The sequence below is a fragment of the Peribacillus sp. FSL K6-1552 genome (genome assembly GCF_038005205.1).
GTDB classification, from domain to species: Bacteria; Bacillota; Bacilli; order Bacillales; family DSM-1321; genus Peribacillus; species Peribacillus butanolivorans.
On the sequence record NZ_JBBOST010000001.1, the window covers coordinates 1,303,423 to 1,320,236 of the forward strand.

Genomic DNA, 16,814 nt, shown 5'->3' on the forward strand with positions numbered 1-16,814 from the left:
GAAAAGCCCGCATTTATTTCAAGTGGTGGGTAGTTCAATTTTGATTGGATGATATTAATGTTAACTAAGGATTCTTCATATATTTAATCGAAGGATAACTTTATTAAAGGATAATTATTTTTGTATTCATAAAGAAGAACAGAAACTATGTTTTTTTGTTTTTATCTTTTTTAAAATTGACATTGATAATCATTTTCATTAAACTGTTATTATTAGACTAATAAGGGGAGTATTTTAATGCGACCAGCTATTAACACACAGTCTTTATCGCTCGGTTATGGTGAAAAATTAATTATAAATGAAATGAATATAGAAATACCTCATGGGGAGATCACCGTATTCATTGGTGCAAATGGATGTGGGAAATCAACGCTTCTTCGTTCGGTTGCCCGCTTGTTAAAGCCTCAATCCGGTTCAGTTTTACTTGAGGGAAAAGCTATTTCTTCCATGTCATCGAAGGATGTAGCAAGGAAGATGGCGATTCTTCCACAATCGCCTATTGCCCCTGAAGGACTTACGGTCTATCAACTTGTTAAACAAGGAAGATATCCATATCAAAGCTGGTTGAAGCAGTGGAGCTCTTTGGATGAGGAAAAAGTTCAAAAGGCAATTGAAGCAACGAACCTAACAGAATTGAAGGATCGGGCGGTCGATGAATTATCAGGAGGTCAGAAGCAAAGGGCCTGGATAGCGATGACCCTAGCGCAGGATACGGACATCATTTTATTGGATGAACCGACTACATATCTTGATATGGCACATCAAATCGACATTTTGGACTTATTATTCGATTTGAATGAATCTGAGAATCGAACAATTGTGATGGTGCTTCATGATTTGAATCTGGCTTGCCGCTATGCGGATAATCTGGTGGCTCTTAAAGATGGAGCGATATATGATCAGGGCCGGCCAGAGGATATTATCACTCCTGAAATGGTTCATCAAGTATTCGGAATGAAGTGTAAAATTTCGTTTGATCCGATTTTTGGCAGCCCAATGTGTATCCCGTTTGGAAAGGGGCGTTATGCCCAAAGTCAGGTAAAAGCGCTGGCCAATGCATAAACTTTCTTCTTCTATAGAAAAAGAGCTGCAAACGTATCGGATTTCCCTCAAAGATGAAGCTCAAGTTTCCAAGTCGTTTGATCATATTGATGGGCTGCTTCAGTATGCACAGGCCCGGACTGGAGCGGAAACGACAGGAGTTGCAGCCTCAATGTGGTTCAGACGTTATGCCTTTTTTGTTACGGCACAATTGTACATGATCAGCAAGCATCGGCTCACTTGGAATGGTACACTTCAGGACATGGGTGTCTTGGATAATCCCGAAGATAAGAATTGGCTGCCAAACTTTTGGCTGAAAAATAACAGTTGGAGAGATGTTTCGGAGAAGGATAGCCCTTTAGCACTCAAATCCATATTAAGCAGGTTTGGTGCGGAAGTTATTCTTCCACTTTCTAAAGCTACTAAAATATCGAAACTTGTACTCTGGGAGAACATTTGGGGCTATACGGTATGGATGTATGCCGAGTTACTGAAACAGCCAGATATAAAAACACGAGTTGAAACGGACATTGAAAGGCTGCTTGAAGATGAGATTTGGATGAATATAGAAAGGCATTCACCATTTAAACGATTCATTGGAGAAAAAACCATTCCTGAGTCCATGAATCCTTATAAACGAGTGACATGCTGTTTATATTACCAGATTGACGGTCAGGAAAAATGCTCATACTGTCCGAATAAGAACTGTTGAATAGATAATCATAAGAAAACCAGGCTTTGACTTCGAGCCTGGTTTTCTTATGGGATGAAAAGTTTCATCTGTCCAGTCTTTTTCTTTCGGGTTGTCTATTACTTATTATAGAAACTAAACGCACTAATCGGGTTGATATGTTATAATGTTGATATTTAATTGAACGGAGGCAGTCGCATGGGAAATGGGATTATTCACTATGGAATTGGTGAAGTAGTAGATATATATATGTATATTAAAACGAGTACAAAGGCGGTTGCGAGTAATGGAAAGCCGTTTTTAACACTGATTTTGTCTGATAAAACTGGGGAGATTGAAGCTAAGTTATGGGATGTCTCCGAGACTGATGAGAAAACATACAGTGCAGAAGCTACGGTGAAAGTGCAGGGGGAAGTCCAGAATTATCGAGGACGAAGCCAATTGAAGATCCGTAATATTAGACTTACTGCGGATGCTGATGGCATCACAAAAGCGGATTTGATTCAAACGGCACCTTTAAGTCAGGATGAAATGATGGAAACGATTACTCAATTCATTTTCGAAATGAGGAACCCAAATATCCAAAGGGTAACTAGACACCTTATCAAAAAATATCAGAATGAATTCTTGACGTTTCCTGCTGCTACTAAGAACCACCATGAGTATATGTCGGGACTCGCATATCACGTTGTGTCGATGCTGGGGTTAGCTAAAGCCATTTCAAACCTATATCCTTCGCTCAATAAGGATCTTCTTTATGCAGGGGTCATTCTACATGACCTTGGAAAGGTACATGAACTATCTGGACCTGTGTCGACTGTATATACGGTTGAAGGTAACCTTCTCGGCCATATCACCATCATGGTAAATGAAGTCGGTAAAGCTGCAGAGGAATTAGGGATTGATGCAGAAGAAATCATGATCCTCAAGCATTTAATATTAAGTCACCATGGTAAAGCTGAATGGGGCAGTCCTAAACCACCAATGGTAAGGGAAGCAGAAGTACTTCATTATATTGATAACATGGATGCCAAAATAAATATGATGGACCGGGCATTGGAAAAAGTGAAACCGGGAGAATTTACGGAAAGAGTCTTCGCACTCGATAATCGTTCATTCTATAAACCAACATTTTAATGAAATATGTTTCTTTCTCAATCGAGAAAGAAGCATATTTTTTTTGTTTGTGCATATTCTCTAATAAATGACTAGGAGACTTATTTGGGAGGGAAAAGGACATGCCAATATGGATCTGGTTTGTGTTTATTGGAATCATCGTTAGTGCAGTCATGTCAATATGGACAGCTAGGCAAGAACGCCTTATAGATGATGCTTGGATTGAGAAGGAAGGTCAGAAGTATATTGAAAGGATGGAAGAGGAAAGAGAGAGGCGCAAAAAGGATATAAACCAGGGAGCCTAGCCTGAAATAAAAAAAGCGACAGGACAAAGTCCTGTCGCTTTTTCTATTCAAATTACTTTTCTTCTTTAGTTGTGCCACCAGATGTAATAGCATCTTTTAAATCTTTATCATTAATCTTCACGTCTGCTTTTTTAACTTCTGCATCCAGAATATCTTGAACTTTAGTTTGGTCAATTTGAGCGACCTTCAAATCATATTCAAGATCTTTTTTCATATCTTTGTATGGTTTTTTTTCTTTTGTATCAAGCAGTTGGATAATGTGGTAGCCGTAATCAGATTTAATCGGTGCGCTGATTTCGTCTTTCTTCATTTTGTAGGCTGCTTCTTCAAATGCAGGAACCATTTCACCCTTACCGAACCAGCCTAGCTCTCCACCTTTATCTTTTGTGCCTGTGTCAGTAGAATACTCTTTAGCAAGTTTAGCAAAGTCTTCGCCTTTATCCAATTTTGCTTTAACTTCGTCTGCTGTTTTTTTGTCTTTTACAAGGATATGCCTAGCTTTGATTTGTGGTTTATAGTCTTCATAAGCTTTTTTTACTTCAGCTTCTTTCACGGTAATATCCGCGATGGCTGCTTTTTCTTGAAGCATGCCGATTTTTAGTGCACGTTTAAGATCATCTTCGCTCTTATATCCGGAAGAGGCTAGAGCTGTTTCGAAATTCTCACCCATTTGCTCTTTAAGCTCGTCCGTTTTAGCTTTAACTTCTTTATCCGTTACCGTATATTTTTCAGAAAGAACTTTTTCATAAACAAGTTCTTGAAGAACTGTATCACCATAACGGTCCTTCATGACATTGTAAAACTCTTCTTTAGATATATCTCCTGCTTTAGTTTCTACGACTGCTTCCTTGTCGCTGTTGCATGCTGTAAGTCCGATCAATCCTGCTGTAACAGCAATCGATAATGCCCATTTCTTCATTAAAAAACAACTCCTAGTTTTAAGTTTCTTGTTTGCTCTTCTTAGTATTTCCACAAAATTAACTATAACATATTCTGGTTACTTTACAAAAAATAATATATTGATGTATGAATAAGAATTTTACGAAAATTGGGTATATGCCTAACCGGATAATAAACCTTAACATATGATAAATCGAGGACAACAAAGGAGGTAGGAAAATGGGTAATGGATTTAGCGGAGGTTTCGCTTTGTTAGTAGTGTTATTCATTTTATTAATAATTGTAGGGGCAGCCTTTTGCTAGTTATACTCAAAATTAATAATGGAAAGTGCCCACTCCTTTTGCAATGGAGTTGAATAGGATAGGGTAGCCGCTCAACAAGAAATGAATAAAATGCTTAACAAGCTAATGAAAGGAATGATTCCTTTTAGCGGATATAAGAGTGTGCATGAAATTGCTATTACTTAAGAATGGAAAGGAGGAAGATCAATGTCTGGAGGAATAGGTGGAGGCTTTGCTCTAATTGTCGTTCTTTTCATCCTGTTAGTCATAATTGGAGCTTCTTGGTTATAAACTCATAAACAAAAAGGCGAAGCTGCTCGCTTCGCCCTTTTCTTTATGTGGATAATGCCCCGGGTATCATCAATGTATGTAACAAATGATAATCAACATTTGTTGCTCATCTCTACGTATACAAAATTTCAATATAGGAGGATAATAACATAATAGTAATTAATACATTAATGGTCCTGAATACTTTAGGCTGCCGGTCTTCAGCAATTTCCTTTTGAATACATAAAGAATTTGTCATTCTATTAATATTATAAAGAATCAGTATAGCAAAAATAATAAACCAGAACGAGATCAAAACCTAAAATCCCTCCTTACAAAACATCATGTATAAATACGATACCAAATTATAATGAAAAAAGATACCTAAAAATCTGTCAGTCATCTTTATGAATAAAAAGACAATCAATTACTTTTGGATGAGGATGTCGTATCCTTCTCCATGTTCTTCAATAAAGGAATGCCCTGGCGAACCAACTAGATTTTTTATATAAATGAAATCCGATACACATAATCCGGTGTGCAGGGAAAATAAAATAGTGAAATAATGGATGTAATGTGGATAACTAAGGGCACACCCAATTAATATGACAGACATAATTAAAAAGGGTAGCACTAGCGTCAAGAGATATAGGTGCTTTCGAATGGGGTAATGCACATTTATTTTGCATGTGAGCACGAGTCTCCACTTCAAAGACCAGGATGTTTTCACTTTTTTACATAGTAATCGTAGAGGTAAATAGTGTAATAGTTTGTGAACAGGATATAATAAGAGCAATAGGCTAAAAAATACCATTGTTTGATCGTCATACAAAACGACATGAGTTGAAAAGACACTTAATAATGTATAGATCATAACAAAAGACATCAATATAGTAAAAACTGAAAAAATAATTAAACGGCAACTCCCATATTGTTTTGTTACGTCTATTGTTTTCCACGAATTCATTTTGAAATCAGCCCTCCATAGACCGTTGAATTTACTTACATACATTACGATGAATGAGTTGAAAAAGCAATAGAATTTTTGGATTTAGTTTGAATATAAAAAACAGTGCAGAATGAAGAAGGCTACAATAAGATAAAATCGAGTTCCAAATGAAGAATAAGGTGGATTTTGGGCGGAATAATGGTTTGGAGTCTTTATGCTAAATAATGATTGATTGGGGATTAATAATGTATGGGAAATATAAATGAAGAAATAGAAATACTCCGTTTTCATCAGCAACTATTATTAAACCTTATACGTAATCCGGAGGCAAAGTTAGACTTTCTTTTTGTGGAAAAAAATTTCACGAAGAAGGAAGCGGAAGAGTTGTTGGAGACATGTGATATATTGAGCAAACGCTTTGAAATAGAAAAAGCGGAAGGGTACATGAACTTTCGACCGCTTTTTATTCAATTTGAAAAAAGGTTGAATCCTAAAATAACCATAAAAGAATGTATTAACGCATGCCTCTCACAAGGTTTATATGTATCATTCATGAAGGAAATGAATAGAGTGTGAGATTAAATTAAACTGGCTCAGTTTCTTTCTCTATCTTTTTTTTTGTGATTTTGCCTTCAACGTCAGTAAACTCCTGATCAATGTTATCGAATGACCGTTCAAAGATTTGCATGAAATCTTCCCCGTATATGTTACGAATGACAGCCATCATTTCGATCATATCCGGAAACTTACCATAAAGTTCACGAAGTGGAAGTGCACCTGAGAAAGCTGAGTTTTTACTTGGGTCATATGACTCCATTAACTCAAGTAGAACTCTTTCACCTTCTGGAGTTATCTCAATATACGTATTTCTTTTGTCATTCTCTTTCTTGGAGAATGTTAAAAATCCACGTTCCTCTAATTTTTTTGAAAAGTTAAATGCTGTTGAAACATGCATGACCCCAAATTTTGCAACGTCTGAAATGGAAGAGCCATTAAGATGATAAGCAATCCAAAGAATATGGTGCTCATTGATGTTTAAATCATAGGGCTTAATCCATTGCTGCCAATCTTTTTCAATCGATTTCCATAATGCTTTGCTTAATTGTGCAATTCGTTGACTAAAAATCATTGCTTCTTTCATAGAATAATTTTTATTCTGCATTTTATGGGCTCACCTACTTATCAGATTCTGTATATTTATTATGACAATAAAATAAAAATTAATAAAGATAATATTTGCAAAATTTTTAGAAAATTTAAGGTTTTTTAATAGATTCTCCATTTTTCTCTAATAAACTATGTAAAATATTGGGAAAAATGGAGAATCAGCCTTGTATGATGGTGTTAACTTTTAGTTTTTAGGAGAAGGTATTACTGTTTCTAATTCTTTCAGAGAATCTTCAATTTCTTGAACATTCTTCAATAATTCCGTTTTATTTGGTTCAATTTCCTGCTTCCAGTTCTCAATGACCACCTGAACATCTGAAATGAAGGTTTTCACCGTTTCTTTGCTGATTTGTGTAGCTTCCATTGTGTCATCTTTAATATTTAACAATTTTACCTTTAACTCATCAATGGTTGCCTTAATTTCTTCCGTGTTTGTTTTGATGCGAGTCCGTAAGTCTTTACCAGAACTTGGTGCAGAAAGTAAGGTTGCTGCTCCCGCTACAACTGTTCCAGTTAAAAAGCCAATTAGTAATGATTTTGCTTTCATTAGGATCACCTCATTTTATAATATTGATTTCGCTTTACATGGTCTAAATCCCTGCTGGAAAAACATCAATTGGAAATTAAGTTATATAGGGATATAAATACTATTGATAACAAAATACCATAATTTTCATCCTTAGGGAAGAGTCTCTACCATTTTATCTTTATATCACAAAAATATTTTTTTAAACTTAGTTATTAAATATATAATATTTAAAAATAACTTGAAGATTAATCTATAAATGCTTCATATAAAGGAAAGAACGGCATATAGATAGTAAAAAACTAGCTGTCGGATCATTGATGGCATTGGTGGGTAATAATGAAATTTATATTTTTATTAGGCCTAATATGCCTGTGCGGAATGGGGTATTTTCTAAGGAAAGCAAAAAATCCTGGTATCTATCCTCCTAAGAGGGTGCATCAAACTAGAGCGTTCGCTTTGGGCCTACCTGGGGTCTTTCTGCTTTTTATTTGGTTTATGTGGGTATTGATTCATTAAGCCTCAGAGGATTTGTTTTAATGTCAGAGATAAGTCTAGATGCTGACTAAATCCCAGATTCATAAGGAGAAAAAAAGCACCGGTCATTCCGGTGCTTTTTTAAGTATGATATTCCTGCTGTTTAAGCATGAGCGGGTATATTTGATTTTTTTACAATGCCGTTCACAATTGGATAAATGATAACCATCGCAACTGTATTTAGCAGTACGGCAGGAAGGACAACAGCTCCGAATAGTGCAACGAAAGGCCCTGGTAGGGAGACGATATAATAAGCCGAACCAAGGAAGGCAGCGCCGGAAATAATTGTTCCTACGGCAGTCAATATACTTACGGTGACAACGGATGTTGAAAACTTCTTAAGACTGATGAATAAAAGATAAAACAGAAAAGCTGTTACCAACTTGTCTATGATATTTGGAATTTGTCCTCCGGGGAATGTTGTTGTCATGGCAGAGATAGCTCCAGCAGCCAAGGCTACAATGAATACATTCTTTTTCTCGGGAAACAGTGCAATCGCCAAAAACATCATCAACAGCATCATGTCCGGTTTCATTCCTAGGAAGAATCCTGGAACAATAAAATGCAAAGCAGCCCCAATCCCGATTAAAAGGGACATTGACACAAGAGTTTTCGTTTTCATTTACTCATCTCTCCTATTCTCATCTCAACTAAAATCTTTTCTTCAACAATGCACTACTGCTTGTTGCAAGAAGTTTAAAATAGTATATCATAAGACCTATTTTTTTAGAAGTCTTAAATTTGCATAGAAACTAGAGGGCTTGTGCTTCTGTTGCTTTATAGGATTCTTGAAACTTTTTCATGAAGTCTGCAAGATCTTGGCAATGGGAAAGCGGTACCGCATTATAAATGGATGCTCTGCAGCCTCCAATAGATCGGTGACCGTTTAGTCCCACAAATCCTGCTTGCTTCACTTCTTTCAGGAATTGTTTTTCAGCTTCTTCAGTCGGAAGTGTGAACGTTACATTCATATGTGAACGGCTGTCTGGAAGGGCATGGCCTTTGTAAAAACCATTGCTGTTGTCGATAGCATCGTAAATGACTTTTGCCTTTTCTCCATTTACTTCGGCAATCTTCTCTACACCGCCCTGTTCTTTGGCCCAATCCAACACAAGTGACAATAAGTAAATCGCTAATGTCGGCGGTGTGTTATATAATGAGTTATTTTTTGAATGAATAGAATAATTCAGCATGGATGGGATTTTTTCATTATCAGTTATTAAATCTTTACGGATGATAACGACGGTAATTCCAGAAGGTCCTAGATTTTTTTGTGCACCAGCATAAATGATTCCGAATTTACTAACATCAATTTTTTTGCTAAGGATATCACTTGACATATCAGCTACTAGTGGAATGTTACTTGTTTCTGGGAAATGTTTCCATTGTGTTCCGTAAATTGTATTATTACTTGTAATATGAAGATATGCCGCATCTTCATTCAATTTGATATCCTCAAGTTTAGGAATGAACGTATATTTTTCATCCTTAGATGAAGCAACGACTGCTGTATTACCAACTTTTTTGGCTTCCTTTAAAGCTTTTTCCGACCAAGAACCTGTTAGTACAAAATCTGCGCGTTGTCCCTCATTCAAAATGTTCATAGGAATCATAGAGAATTGAAGACTGGCTCCCCCTTGCAGAAGAAGAACCTCATAATTTTCAGGAATTTCCAAAAGATCTTTTAAGGATTGAATGGCATGGTTATGAATTTTTTCAAATTCAGCACTTCGATGGCTTAATTCCATGACAGACATACCAGAATCCTCAATATTCAACCATTCGTTTTGAGCTCTTTGTAAAACTTCTAAGGGAAGGGCGGCTGGCCCAGCGTTAAAATTGCGTGCACGTTTCAATTTTCTTCCTCCTATACAGCGATGTGTTAAAGTATTTTAGTCTATTTATATCCTACCAGAAAACTAAATTCAATAGGAGGAAAATTTAGAATTTTAGATGGATAATCATTTAGATTTAGGAAGGAATAGAAGAGGAGGAAATAAATAGGTCCTTCACTGTGAGTGAGGACCTATTTAGGGTATTTAATTTGTCACGGTATAACTGAACTAATTAGAGGTAGTATTGAACGTAAGTTGTAATCTTCTAAACATTTGTTGGGAGATAGACAATAACCCTTTACTGGTAGCGCGAGTTTCACTTAATATGCTGTGCAATAGAGTCGGCTATTTGTTTCAGGTCATCGGGTGTATAGTCACGTGTATGTGTTTTCCAAACTGCCCCAAAGCCGTCATTTTCTCCATGTCGTGGAATTAAGTGCATATGAAAATGGAAGACGGACTGTCCGGCTGCTTCCCCGTTATTATTTAAAAGATTCAGGCCGACAGGTTGGAATTCTTGTTTCATGGCACGGGCAATTTCCGGCACGACTTCAAATAGATTTTTAGCGATTTCCGGTGTTAACTCGTAAAGGTTTTCCTTATGTACTTTAGGAATCACCAAAGTATGACCTTTTGTTACTTGACTGATATCAAGAAAAGCTAGCACATGTTCATTTTCAAAAACTTTCGTACTTGGAATTTCACCATCGATTATTTTGCAGAAAATGCAATCACTCATTAAAAACGCCCCTTTAAAAAAAAATAATGTATTTGGTTAATCGTACCATAGCTTGATTCCCTGAGAAAAGAAAAAACCATAAAAACAGGATGCAACGGAAAGTTGCACCCTGTCTGTTTGAAAAAGGGGGTTTTGCTTCAATTCGCATTAGCATAAATACTCTGCGACAAACACCTCATCTACAGTAAAGTAAAATACGGTTATCTGATTAGAGATTTTCCATTCAAAGCAACCATCTCCTATATCTTTAAAGTTTCATCAACTTTCAAAGCATAAATGATAATTATTGAATGATTTTTCTGCTTTTACGTGCAAGCGAACCATCTCCTTGCTCGATACGATTTTTTATGAAGCTTCTGGTTTAATTCAGTTTATACGTCTTTAACTGACACCTCATTTACAATATGATGTGAATCATTTGTAATAAAACGTTTGGGCATTTCAGTGTAATACGTCTTTAACTGACACCTCATTTACAATATGATGTGAATCACACGTAATGACTAACCCCTTCTTCCTTAATTATGATGGCCATTAAGTAGAAAAAATATAATTGGTTATTTGTGGAAATTTATTTCTAGGGACACTCGACTATATAAAAGCAGAAGAATTTGATAAAATGGAAATAAGAACCTCTATATAGAAAGGATCGTTTATATGTCCTTATTGGAAATTAAGCAACTAGTCGGGGGATACACGAAAACGCCCGTTTTAAAAGGAATAAGTTTTGACATTCAACCCAATGAGCTAGTTGGATTAATCGGGCTTAACGGGGCTGGGAAAAGTACAACAATTAAACATATTATCGGACTCATGGAACCGAAAGGCGGAAGTGTCTCGATTCATGGAAAAACACTTGCGCAGGATCCGGATACATATCGAAAACAATTCTCTTACGTACCAGAAACTCCTATCTTGTATGATGAGCTGACACTTGAGGAGCATTTAAAGTTGACGGCCATGGCGCATGATTTGGAAGAAGCGACATATAAAGAAAGGATGAATGTCCTTTTAAAGGAATTCCATATGGAAAAGAGACTGAAATGGTTTCCGGCCCACTTTTCAAAAGGGATGAAACAAAAGGTCATGATCATGTGTGCCTTTTTAATACAGCCATCTTTATATATTGTTGACGAACCTTTTGTAGGTCTTGATCCGCTAGGCATTCAATCGTTGCTTGATTTAATGAGGAAAATGAAAGAGAGTGGAGCCGGGATCTTAATGTCCACTCATATTCTGGCAACGGCCGAGAGGTATTGTGATTCTTTCATCATTCTGCACAATGGAGAAATTAGGGCAAAAGGTAATCTAGAGCAACTTCGCGAACAATTCTCCATGCCAGGGGCAACACTTGACGATTTGTATATCCAATTAACGAAAGAAGAAATTGGTCATGAATAGTCAAAATCTCTGGACGGAAAGATATTTAGGCTACATCAAGGAAATGCAAAAATATTTGCGCTATATTTTTAACGGCCATCTTGTCTTCGTAATGGTATTGGCATTTGGTGGTTTGGCTTATTATTACAGTGACTGGGTTAGAACATTAGACAGTAACTTCCCCGCTGAATTGATTATGGCCTTTGTTTTAGCAATCATTGTAACCAGAAGCCCAATAAATACATTTTTAAAAGAACCAGATACAGTGTTTTTGCTTCCGCTTGAAACTAAATTGAAGAGCTATTTCAAAAATTCTCTTTTATTAAGTTGGGTTATGCAAGGCTTTATCCTGCTGATTGTCTTAACTGCATTTATACCGATGTATGCGAAGGTTACGGGTGCAAGCGGTGCAGACTTTGGGGTCATTCTTGTTGTTTTGTTGATAATTAAATATTTAAATTTAATTATGCGTTGGCAAGTGTTGAAATATCAGGATGCATCAGTGAGCCATTGGGACTCCTACATCCGTTTTTTACTTAATGGAGTGCTGCTCTATTTTGTTTGCTCAAAAGCCAATATTCTATTTGTACTTATAACCATCATATTATTGGTAGGACTATATAGGTATTACCGTAGTGCAACTAAGGGCTTTGTATTGAAGTGGGAGCGGCTTGTTGATCTTGAAAACAAAAGAATGACTTCCTTTTACAAGATCGCGAATATGTTTACTGATGTTCCTCATTTGAGAGGGAAGGTTGCAAGAAGGAAATGGATGGACTGGCTGTTAGACTTCATACCGTATGGTAAGAAATCAACGTATAATTATCTTTATGCCCGAACATTACTGCGTTCCAATGATTATGTTGGTCTTTGCCTGCGATTAACGGTAATTGGCTCAGTTGTTTTAGCTGTTTTTACAAACATATGGGCACATTTGATTGTCACCTTTATTTTCCTATTTATGACAGCTCTCCAACTTCTGCCGGTTTGGAAGGCACATGAATGGAAAGTATGGGTGTCACTGTATCCTTTGCCAGCAAAAATGAGAGAAGTCGCAGTAATAAAGCTTATTTCTTATTTCCTATTATTTGAGGACCTTGTCTTCAGTATAGTCCTGCTTATAAAAGGGGAATGGATGTCTGCTTTAGCTGCTTTGGCGATGGGGCTTGTTTTCCTGTTGGGCTTTAAAAATTATGCAATAAAGAAAATTAAAAACTTTTAAAGATGAAGCTGATTTTTCAAAAGAAAAATCAGCTTCATCTTTTAAAAAGGCTCTGTTAAACGATAGTAAGTTTTTCTTTCACAATCGTGGCAGAAATGTTGAAGTACAACATAAAATTACTCTGAACGGGTGCTTTAGTTCCTTAAGGTATTTCCAAAAGGACCGGTAACAGCCCTTTTAATTTTTCAATAAATCAACATGTTTGTTTATCTGAGCCTTTAAGAAAGAAAATTGAAACTAAAAGCCATATCAGGAGTATATACATGAATAGTGGGGGTGGGGAAATGAATGCATACGAACAAACGGCACTTTCTGAACTTGTTTCATGGAAAAAGAAAATTGCTAAGAAATCGGGCATGCTTGAGCGCATGTCCAAAAAGGCTCAAATAAAAGTGAACAGTTATATTCCAAACCGAGTGCATAAAGTAATTGCTGATAGCATTAAAAGTATGGTAGATGCCGTATTATCAGGGTCAAAATATATGTCAAAAGAAAAAAATGTGATGCTGCTATCTTTACAACAAAAGGAAGAATGGGTTGCGGAAACTATAGCGGCCTATCGAAAAACAGCTGTTATTGAAGGTGTAGGAACAGGAGCAGCCGGTCTTTTAATAGGGTTGGCTGATTTTCCTCTCCTTTTAAGCATTAAGATGAAGTTATTATTTGAAATATCACGTTTGTATGGTTTTGACCCAAACAAGTATGAGGAACGCCTTTTTATTCTTCATATTTTTCAGCTGGCTTTTTCAAGCGAGGAAAAAAAGATGGAAACATTACGGTTTATAGAAGAATGGGATTCAGAGAATGTGCACGAAATCAACTGGCAGGAATTTCAACAGGAATATCGCGATCACATAGATGTAATTAAAATGTTTCAGCTGGTACCAGGATTTGGGGCTGCTGTTGGTGCGTATGCTAATCATCATTTGCTTGAACACCTTGGCGAGACAGCAGTTAATTGTTACCGAGTTAGACTTCTAACTAAATAAAGGGACGGGGATAACCCGTCCCTTATCTATATTTATTATGATATGTAACCGCTGCAGTGCCTAATGTCTTGGCGGCAATGAGCATCGCCTTTTCATCGATATCAAACAAAGGATGGTGATGAGGATAGGTATGGACATCATTTTTGGGTTTGGCCCCTGTAAAGAAGAATGTACCTTTCACTTTTTGTAAATAATAAGAAAAATCTTCTCCTGTCATATCTGGGTCAATTTCCTCTGTAACTAGAACTTCTTTGACCGATTTGGTGCAATCGATAAGAAATTTTGTTTCCTCATTATGGGGGATAACAGCTGGATAACCTTGAAAATATTGATAGTCATAGGTGCAATCGGCAGCTAGACAAGTTCCTTTGACAACCCGCTCTATTTCTTCGCTTATAAATGAGCGGAGGTCTTCCTTGAAAGTGCGGACGGTCCCCACAATTTTAGCTTTATCTGCAATGACGTTAAAGGCATTATCGGCCACGAAGGAACCAATGGTGATAACTGCAGAATCTAATGGGTTAAGACGCCGACTTACGATTTGTTGTAATGCGACCACTAGCTGTGAACCTACAACAATCGCATCACGGGTTTTGTGTGGTTGGGCTCCGTGTCCTCCTTGCCCCTGAATCAGGATTTCAAATCGATCAGCAGCAGCCATTATTGGGCCTAAAGTGTATTGAACCGTTCCTGTAGGAGCCGTAGCCCATAAATGGGTGCCGAAAATTACATCCACGCCATCAAGGCAGCCAGCATCAATCATTGGTTTAGCTCCCCCTGGAGCATATTCTTCCGCATGCTGATGAATAAAAATATACTGACCTTCGAGCTCATCTTTCAGTTCATGAAGTTTTTTTGCAAGGACTAGAAGAGTCGCCGTATGGCCATCGTGACCGCATGCATGCATGACCCCTGGAACAGTAGACCTATAGGATACATCTTTTTCATCATGAATAGGTAAGGCATCGAAATCAGCGCGCAATGCCACTGTTTTACCAGGTTTACTGCCGGTAATCTTTGCAACTACGCCATTACCTCCCACATTTGATTGACAGTCGATACCTAGATTTTGATAATAATCAGAGATAAAGGCTGCAGTTTTGGTTTCTTGAAAAGAAAGCTCTGGATGTTGATGAAGATATCGCCTAATGGAAACCATTTCTTCATAAGACCCTTCTAAAAGAGCGTGTAATTGGTGTATCATTATGCACCTCCTAAATGATTGTTAATTGTAAATAGTATATCATAATCTGAATAATCAAAAGTATTATAATACAACTCCGAGGAGAGTTATATCATGATTAAATATGCAAGGATTACCGTAATTTTGCTTTGCATGATCATATTCATTATTTTGATGAATGAAGTTCAAAATGGGAAGGTTCTAGCGTTTGATGAATTTATTTTGGACCATTTAACCGTGGTGGAGAATACATATTTGTTTACATTTTTTAAATCGATTACATATTTCGGCAGTTCGATATTTATTGGCTTTGGAAGTTTACTTTTTATCCTTTATTTATGGATGAAAAAGAAGGATTATTTGGCTATAGCCGTTTTCTCGATTGGAGTTGCTGGAGGGGACTTGTTGAAGAGAGGGATAAAAAACCTTATTCAAAGAGAAAGACCGGAAAATCATTTGGTCAATGCAGCTGGCTTCAGTTTTCCAAGTGGCCACTCCATGGTGGGCCTTATTTTTTTCAGTATGATTGCTTACTTTATAATAAAAGAAGTCAAATCGAAATCGTTGAAATGGGGAGTAGGAATTAGTTTCACTCTTCTAGTACTCGTCATAGGAATCAGCAGGATTGCCCTGAAAGTACATTTTCCCACGGATGTCTTGGCTGGTTTTGTGCTTGGTGTTGGATATAGTTTAACGTGTCTGTGTTTGTATCAGTGGCTGGAACGGAGAGTAATATGAAGCATTGATTTACAGGTGCGATATTTGTAACTAACAAAATCATTTCCCCGGAAATAAAGAAGAAATTTGTCGTATTTCATAGGAATTAATACACTCAAAGCCGTATGTCAGTATCATTTTGGAAGACCTCAAGCAGCTAATCCAAATCAAACAATTCGGATTGGAAAGATAAAAAGGCCCATCCTCTTAAGGATGGGCCTTTTGTTATTGATGCGGGGTTGCGACAAGAATATCTTATTCTTCAGAATCCTTCATCAAAGTATATTGCGTCACATACGCTTCCCCCGAGAACATCTTCTGGCTGGAATTCGTTACAGGAGGCTTAGAATCGCCATTATGCGCTTTTTGAAAAGAACTAGATTTTTTCCAATTCAAAAAGTCCGCTTGCTTTTCCCATATAGTTAAGATGACATAAGTTTCTGAATTGGTTGGTCGCAGGACACGAAGGGCGACAAATCCAGGTTCTTTTTCAATGAAACCTGCTCTGTTTTTAAAACGGTGTTCAAATACCGGACGTCCTTCTTCACTGACAGGGATATTGTTCATAACCACATATCCATGATTTTGAAGGTCACCCTTTCCATCCACTACTTCAAATTTACGTGGTGAGCTAAAGATTGTTTTCCCTGGTGTTTCATGCAAAAGTACTGCAGTTTCAGAATTTTGCATAAGTAATATTTTTTCATTCGGGTGCTTATCTTTTTTGATTTTTAAAAAATCGTATGTGCCTGATGTAATGAATACATTCATATAGATCCCCTCCAAACACTAATAGTAGGTGTATACCCATTTTACCCAATCAATAGTGTTTTTACCATTTCTAATCAAATATAAATCTTCATGTCCAATTCAAATAGCTTTGGAAATTAGTCTGAGAAAATCCTAAAAACGTCGATTTTCTGACAAATAATTAGCTTGGCTATACTTCTATTATAGAAAAAGCT

Annotated in this window: 21 protein-coding genes; 11 read left to right on the forward strand and 10 right to left on the reverse strand. The window is 36.8% G+C overall.

Annotated elements, in window-relative coordinates; translation table 11 throughout:
* The first annotated feature begins 237 nt into the window (after positions 1-237).
* The 4 genes from NST21_RS06290 (at position 238) to NST21_RS06305 (ending at position 3,153) form a co-directional block, all read left to right on the forward strand.
* Positions 238-1,062 (forward strand): ABC transporter ATP-binding protein, encoded by an 825-nt coding sequence (locus NST21_RS06290; protein WP_056528024.1) that lies wholly within the window; start codon positions 238-240, stop codon positions 1,060-1,062.
* Complete coding sequence (locus tag NST21_RS06295) at positions 1,055-1,753, forward strand: (2Fe-2S)-binding protein (protein ID WP_340888324.1); 699 nt, start codon at positions 1,055-1,057, stop codon at positions 1,751-1,753. The genes NST21_RS06290 and NST21_RS06295 overlap by 8 nt, the downstream gene beginning before the upstream one ends.
* Before the next feature lie 177 nt (positions 1,754-1,930).
* The gene (gene yhaM, locus NST21_RS06300; RefSeq protein WP_053344913.1) at positions 1,931-2,869 is read left to right on the forward strand and encodes a 3'-5' exoribonuclease YhaM; all 939 of its coding nucleotides are present in this window, start codon (positions 1,931-1,933) and stop codon (positions 2,867-2,869) included.
* A 101-nt stretch (positions 2,870-2,970) separates the two neighbouring features.
* On the forward strand, positions 2,971-3,153 hold the full coding sequence (locus NST21_RS06305) for a sporulation YhaL family protein (protein ID WP_053344914.1): 183 nt from the start codon (positions 2,971-2,973) through the stop codon (positions 3,151-3,153).
* A 52-nt stretch (positions 3,154-3,205) separates the two neighbouring features.
* Here NST21_RS06305 and NST21_RS06310 read toward each other — a convergent pair whose 3' ends face one another.
* The gene (locus NST21_RS06310) at positions 3,206-4,072 is read right to left on the reverse strand and encodes a peptidylprolyl isomerase (RefSeq protein WP_201221719.1); all 867 of its coding nucleotides are present in this window, start codon (positions 4,070-4,072) and stop codon (positions 3,206-3,208) included.
* Between the two features lie 200 nt (positions 4,073-4,272).
* Here NST21_RS06310 and NST21_RS06315 point away from each other — a divergent pair, with 200 nt between their 5' ends.
* Both NST21_RS06315 and NST21_RS06320 read left to right on the forward strand, forming a co-directional pair.
* Positions 4,273-4,356, forward strand: coding sequence for a YjcZ family sporulation protein (locus NST21_RS06315; protein WP_082527655.1), 84 nt, complete (start codon positions 4,273-4,275; stop codon positions 4,354-4,356).
* Positions 4,357-4,542: 186 nt separating this feature from the next.
* Entirely contained in the window at positions 4,543-4,626 is an 84-nt protein-coding gene (locus NST21_RS06320; protein WP_034314699.1) for a YjcZ family sporulation protein, read from the forward strand.
* 112 nt (positions 4,627-4,738) lie between these two features.
* Here NST21_RS06320 and NST21_RS06325 read toward each other — a convergent pair whose 3' ends face one another.
* Together NST21_RS06325 and NST21_RS28720 are read right to left on the reverse strand one after the other, a co-directional pair.
* The gene (locus NST21_RS06325) at positions 4,739-4,921 is read right to left on the reverse strand and encodes a hypothetical protein (RefSeq protein WP_034314696.1); all 183 of its coding nucleotides are present in this window, start codon (positions 4,919-4,921) and stop codon (positions 4,739-4,741) included.
* Positions 4,922-5,032: 111 nt separating this feature from the next.
* On the reverse strand, positions 5,033-5,617 hold the full coding sequence (locus tag NST21_RS28720) for a DUF3267 domain-containing protein (protein WP_082527656.1): 585 nt from the start codon (positions 5,615-5,617) through the stop codon (positions 5,033-5,035).
* A gap of 186 nt (positions 5,618-5,803) precedes the next feature.
* Here NST21_RS28720 and NST21_RS06330 point away from each other — a divergent pair, with 186 nt between their 5' ends.
* A complete protein-coding gene (locus NST21_RS06330; RefSeq protein ID WP_252432067.1) occupies positions 5,804-6,130 on the forward strand; it encodes a DUF1878 family protein in 327 nt (108 codons plus the stop codon).
* 7 nt (positions 6,131-6,137) lie between these two features.
* Here the strand turns inward: NST21_RS06330 and NST21_RS06335 are convergent, their stop codons facing one another.
* The 5 genes from NST21_RS06335 to NST21_RS06355 all read right to left on the reverse strand — a co-directional run bounded on the left by NST21_RS06335 (position 6,138) and on the right by NST21_RS06355 (position 10,358).
* A complete protein-coding gene (locus NST21_RS06335; protein WP_053344917.1) occupies positions 6,138-6,716 on the reverse strand; it encodes an HTH-type transcriptional regulator Hpr in 579 nt (192 codons plus the stop codon).
* A gap of 189 nt (positions 6,717-6,905) precedes the next feature.
* Complete coding sequence (locus tag NST21_RS06340) at positions 6,906-7,268, reverse strand: YtxH domain-containing protein (RefSeq protein WP_056528037.1); 363 nt, start codon at positions 7,266-7,268, stop codon at positions 6,906-6,908.
* A gap of 619 nt (positions 7,269-7,887) precedes the next feature.
* The gene (locus tag NST21_RS06345; RefSeq protein WP_340452800.1) at positions 7,888-8,406 is read right to left on the reverse strand and encodes a tryptophan transporter; all 519 of its coding nucleotides are present in this window, start codon (positions 8,404-8,406) and stop codon (positions 7,888-7,890) included.
* Positions 8,407-8,536: 130 nt separating this feature from the next.
* The gene (serC, locus tag NST21_RS06350; protein ID WP_340888329.1) at positions 8,537-9,640 is read right to left on the reverse strand and encodes a 3-phosphoserine/phosphohydroxythreonine transaminase; all 1,104 of its coding nucleotides are present in this window, start codon (positions 9,638-9,640) and stop codon (positions 8,537-8,539) included.
* 295 nt (positions 9,641-9,935) lie between these two features.
* On the reverse strand, positions 9,936-10,358 hold the full coding sequence (locus tag NST21_RS06355) for an HIT family protein (protein WP_053344922.1): 423 nt from the start codon (positions 10,356-10,358) through the stop codon (positions 9,936-9,938).
* A 657-nt stretch (positions 10,359-11,015) separates the two neighbouring features.
* Here NST21_RS06355 and NST21_RS06360 point away from each other — a divergent pair.
* The 3 genes from NST21_RS06360 (at position 11,016) to NST21_RS06370 (ending at position 13,949) form a co-directional block, all read left to right on the forward strand.
* On the forward strand, positions 11,016-11,759 hold the full coding sequence (locus NST21_RS06360) for an ABC transporter ATP-binding protein (RefSeq protein ID WP_053344923.1): 744 nt from the start codon (positions 11,016-11,018) through the stop codon (positions 11,757-11,759).
* Positions 11,752-12,960: an ABC transporter permease gene (locus tag NST21_RS06365; RefSeq protein WP_252432068.1), complete on the forward strand. Its 1,209-nt coding sequence runs from the start codon at positions 11,752-11,754 to the stop codon at positions 12,958-12,960. Before NST21_RS06360 ends, NST21_RS06365 begins: the two co-directional genes overlap by 8 nt.
* A gap of 284 nt (positions 12,961-13,244) precedes the next feature.
* Positions 13,245-13,949 (forward strand): EcsC family protein, encoded by a 705-nt coding sequence (locus NST21_RS06370; RefSeq protein WP_056528712.1) that lies wholly within the window; start codon positions 13,245-13,247, stop codon positions 13,947-13,949.
* A gap of 22 nt (positions 13,950-13,971) precedes the next feature.
* Here the strand turns inward: NST21_RS06370 and NST21_RS06375 are convergent, their stop codons facing one another.
* Positions 13,972-15,153 carry a M20 family metallopeptidase gene (locus NST21_RS06375; RefSeq protein WP_340888330.1) on the reverse strand — a complete coding sequence of 394 codons (1,182 nt, stop codon included), beginning with the start codon at positions 15,151-15,153 and terminating at the stop codon, positions 13,972-13,974.
* Positions 15,154-15,246: 93 nt separating this feature from the next.
* Here NST21_RS06375 and NST21_RS06380 point away from each other — a divergent pair, with 93 nt between their 5' ends.
* Positions 15,247-15,870, forward strand: coding sequence for a phosphatase PAP2 family protein (locus NST21_RS06380; RefSeq protein ID WP_340888332.1), 624 nt, complete (start codon positions 15,247-15,249; stop codon positions 15,868-15,870).
* A gap of 234 nt (positions 15,871-16,104) precedes the next feature.
* Here the strand turns inward: NST21_RS06380 and NST21_RS06385 are convergent, their stop codons facing one another.
* Positions 16,105-16,620, reverse strand: a complete 516-nt coding sequence (locus NST21_RS06385) for an antibiotic biosynthesis monooxygenase family protein (RefSeq protein ID WP_056528055.1) — start codon at positions 16,618-16,620, stop codon at positions 16,105-16,107.
* Positions 16,621-16,814 lie beyond the last annotated feature (194 nt).

Excerpts from the sequence above, each read along its gene's own strand:
- NST21_RS06290 (WP_056528024.1), top strand. The coding sequence starts at position 238 with ATGCGACCAGCTATTAACACACAGTCTTTATCGCTCGGTTATGGTGAA.
- NST21_RS06295 (WP_340888324.1), top strand. The coding sequence starts at position 1,055 with ATGCATAAACTTTCTTCTTCTATAGAAAAAGAGCTGCAAACGTATCGG.
- yhaM (WP_053344913.1), top strand. The coding sequence starts at position 1,931 with ATGGGAAATGGGATTATTCACTATGGAATTGGTGAAGTAGTAGATATA.
- NST21_RS06305 (WP_053344914.1), top strand. The coding sequence starts at position 2,971 with ATGCCAATATGGATCTGGTTTGTGTTTATTGGAATCATCGTTAGTGCA.
- NST21_RS06310 (WP_201221719.1), bottom strand. The coding sequence starts at position 4,072 with ATGAAGAAATGGGCATTATCGATTGCTGTTACAGCAGGATTGATCGGA.
- NST21_RS06315 (WP_082527655.1), top strand. The coding sequence starts at position 4,273 with ATGGGTAATGGATTTAGCGGAGGTTTCGCTTTGTTAGTAGTGTTATTC.
- NST21_RS06320 (WP_034314699.1), top strand. The coding sequence starts at position 4,543 with ATGTCTGGAGGAATAGGTGGAGGCTTTGCTCTAATTGTCGTTCTTTTC.
- NST21_RS28720 (WP_082527656.1), bottom strand. The coding sequence starts at position 5,617 with ATGTATGTAAGTAAATTCAACGGTCTATGGAGGGCTGATTTCAAAATG.
- NST21_RS06330 (WP_252432067.1), top strand. The coding sequence starts at position 5,804 with ATGGGAAATATAAATGAAGAAATAGAAATACTCCGTTTTCATCAGCAA.
- NST21_RS06335 (WP_053344917.1), bottom strand. The coding sequence starts at position 6,716 with ATGCAGAATAAAAATTATTCTATGAAAGAAGCAATGATTTTTAGTCAA.
- NST21_RS06340 (WP_056528037.1), bottom strand. The coding sequence starts at position 7,268 with ATGAAAGCAAAATCATTACTAATTGGCTTTTTAACTGGAACAGTTGTA.
- NST21_RS06345 (WP_340452800.1), bottom strand. The coding sequence starts at position 8,406 with ATGAAAACGAAAACTCTTGTGTCAATGTCCCTTTTAATCGGGATTGGG.
- NST21_RS06355 (WP_053344922.1), bottom strand. The coding sequence starts at position 10,358 with ATGAGTGATTGCATTTTCTGCAAAATAATCGATGGTGAAATTCCAAGT.
- NST21_RS06360 (WP_053344923.1), top strand. The coding sequence starts at position 11,016 with ATGTCCTTATTGGAAATTAAGCAACTAGTCGGGGGATACACGAAAACG.
- NST21_RS06365 (WP_252432068.1), top strand. The coding sequence starts at position 11,752 with ATGAATAGTCAAAATCTCTGGACGGAAAGATATTTAGGCTACATCAAG.
- NST21_RS06370 (WP_056528712.1), top strand. The coding sequence starts at position 13,245 with ATGAATGCATACGAACAAACGGCACTTTCTGAACTTGTTTCATGGAAA.
- NST21_RS06375 (WP_340888330.1), bottom strand. The coding sequence starts at position 15,153 with ATGATACACCAATTACACGCTCTTTTAGAAGGGTCTTATGAAGAAATG.
- NST21_RS06380 (WP_340888332.1), top strand. The coding sequence starts at position 15,247 with ATGATTAAATATGCAAGGATTACCGTAATTTTGCTTTGCATGATCATA.
- NST21_RS06385 (WP_056528055.1), bottom strand. The coding sequence starts at position 16,620 with ATGAATGTATTCATTACATCAGGCACATACGATTTTTTAAAAATCAAA.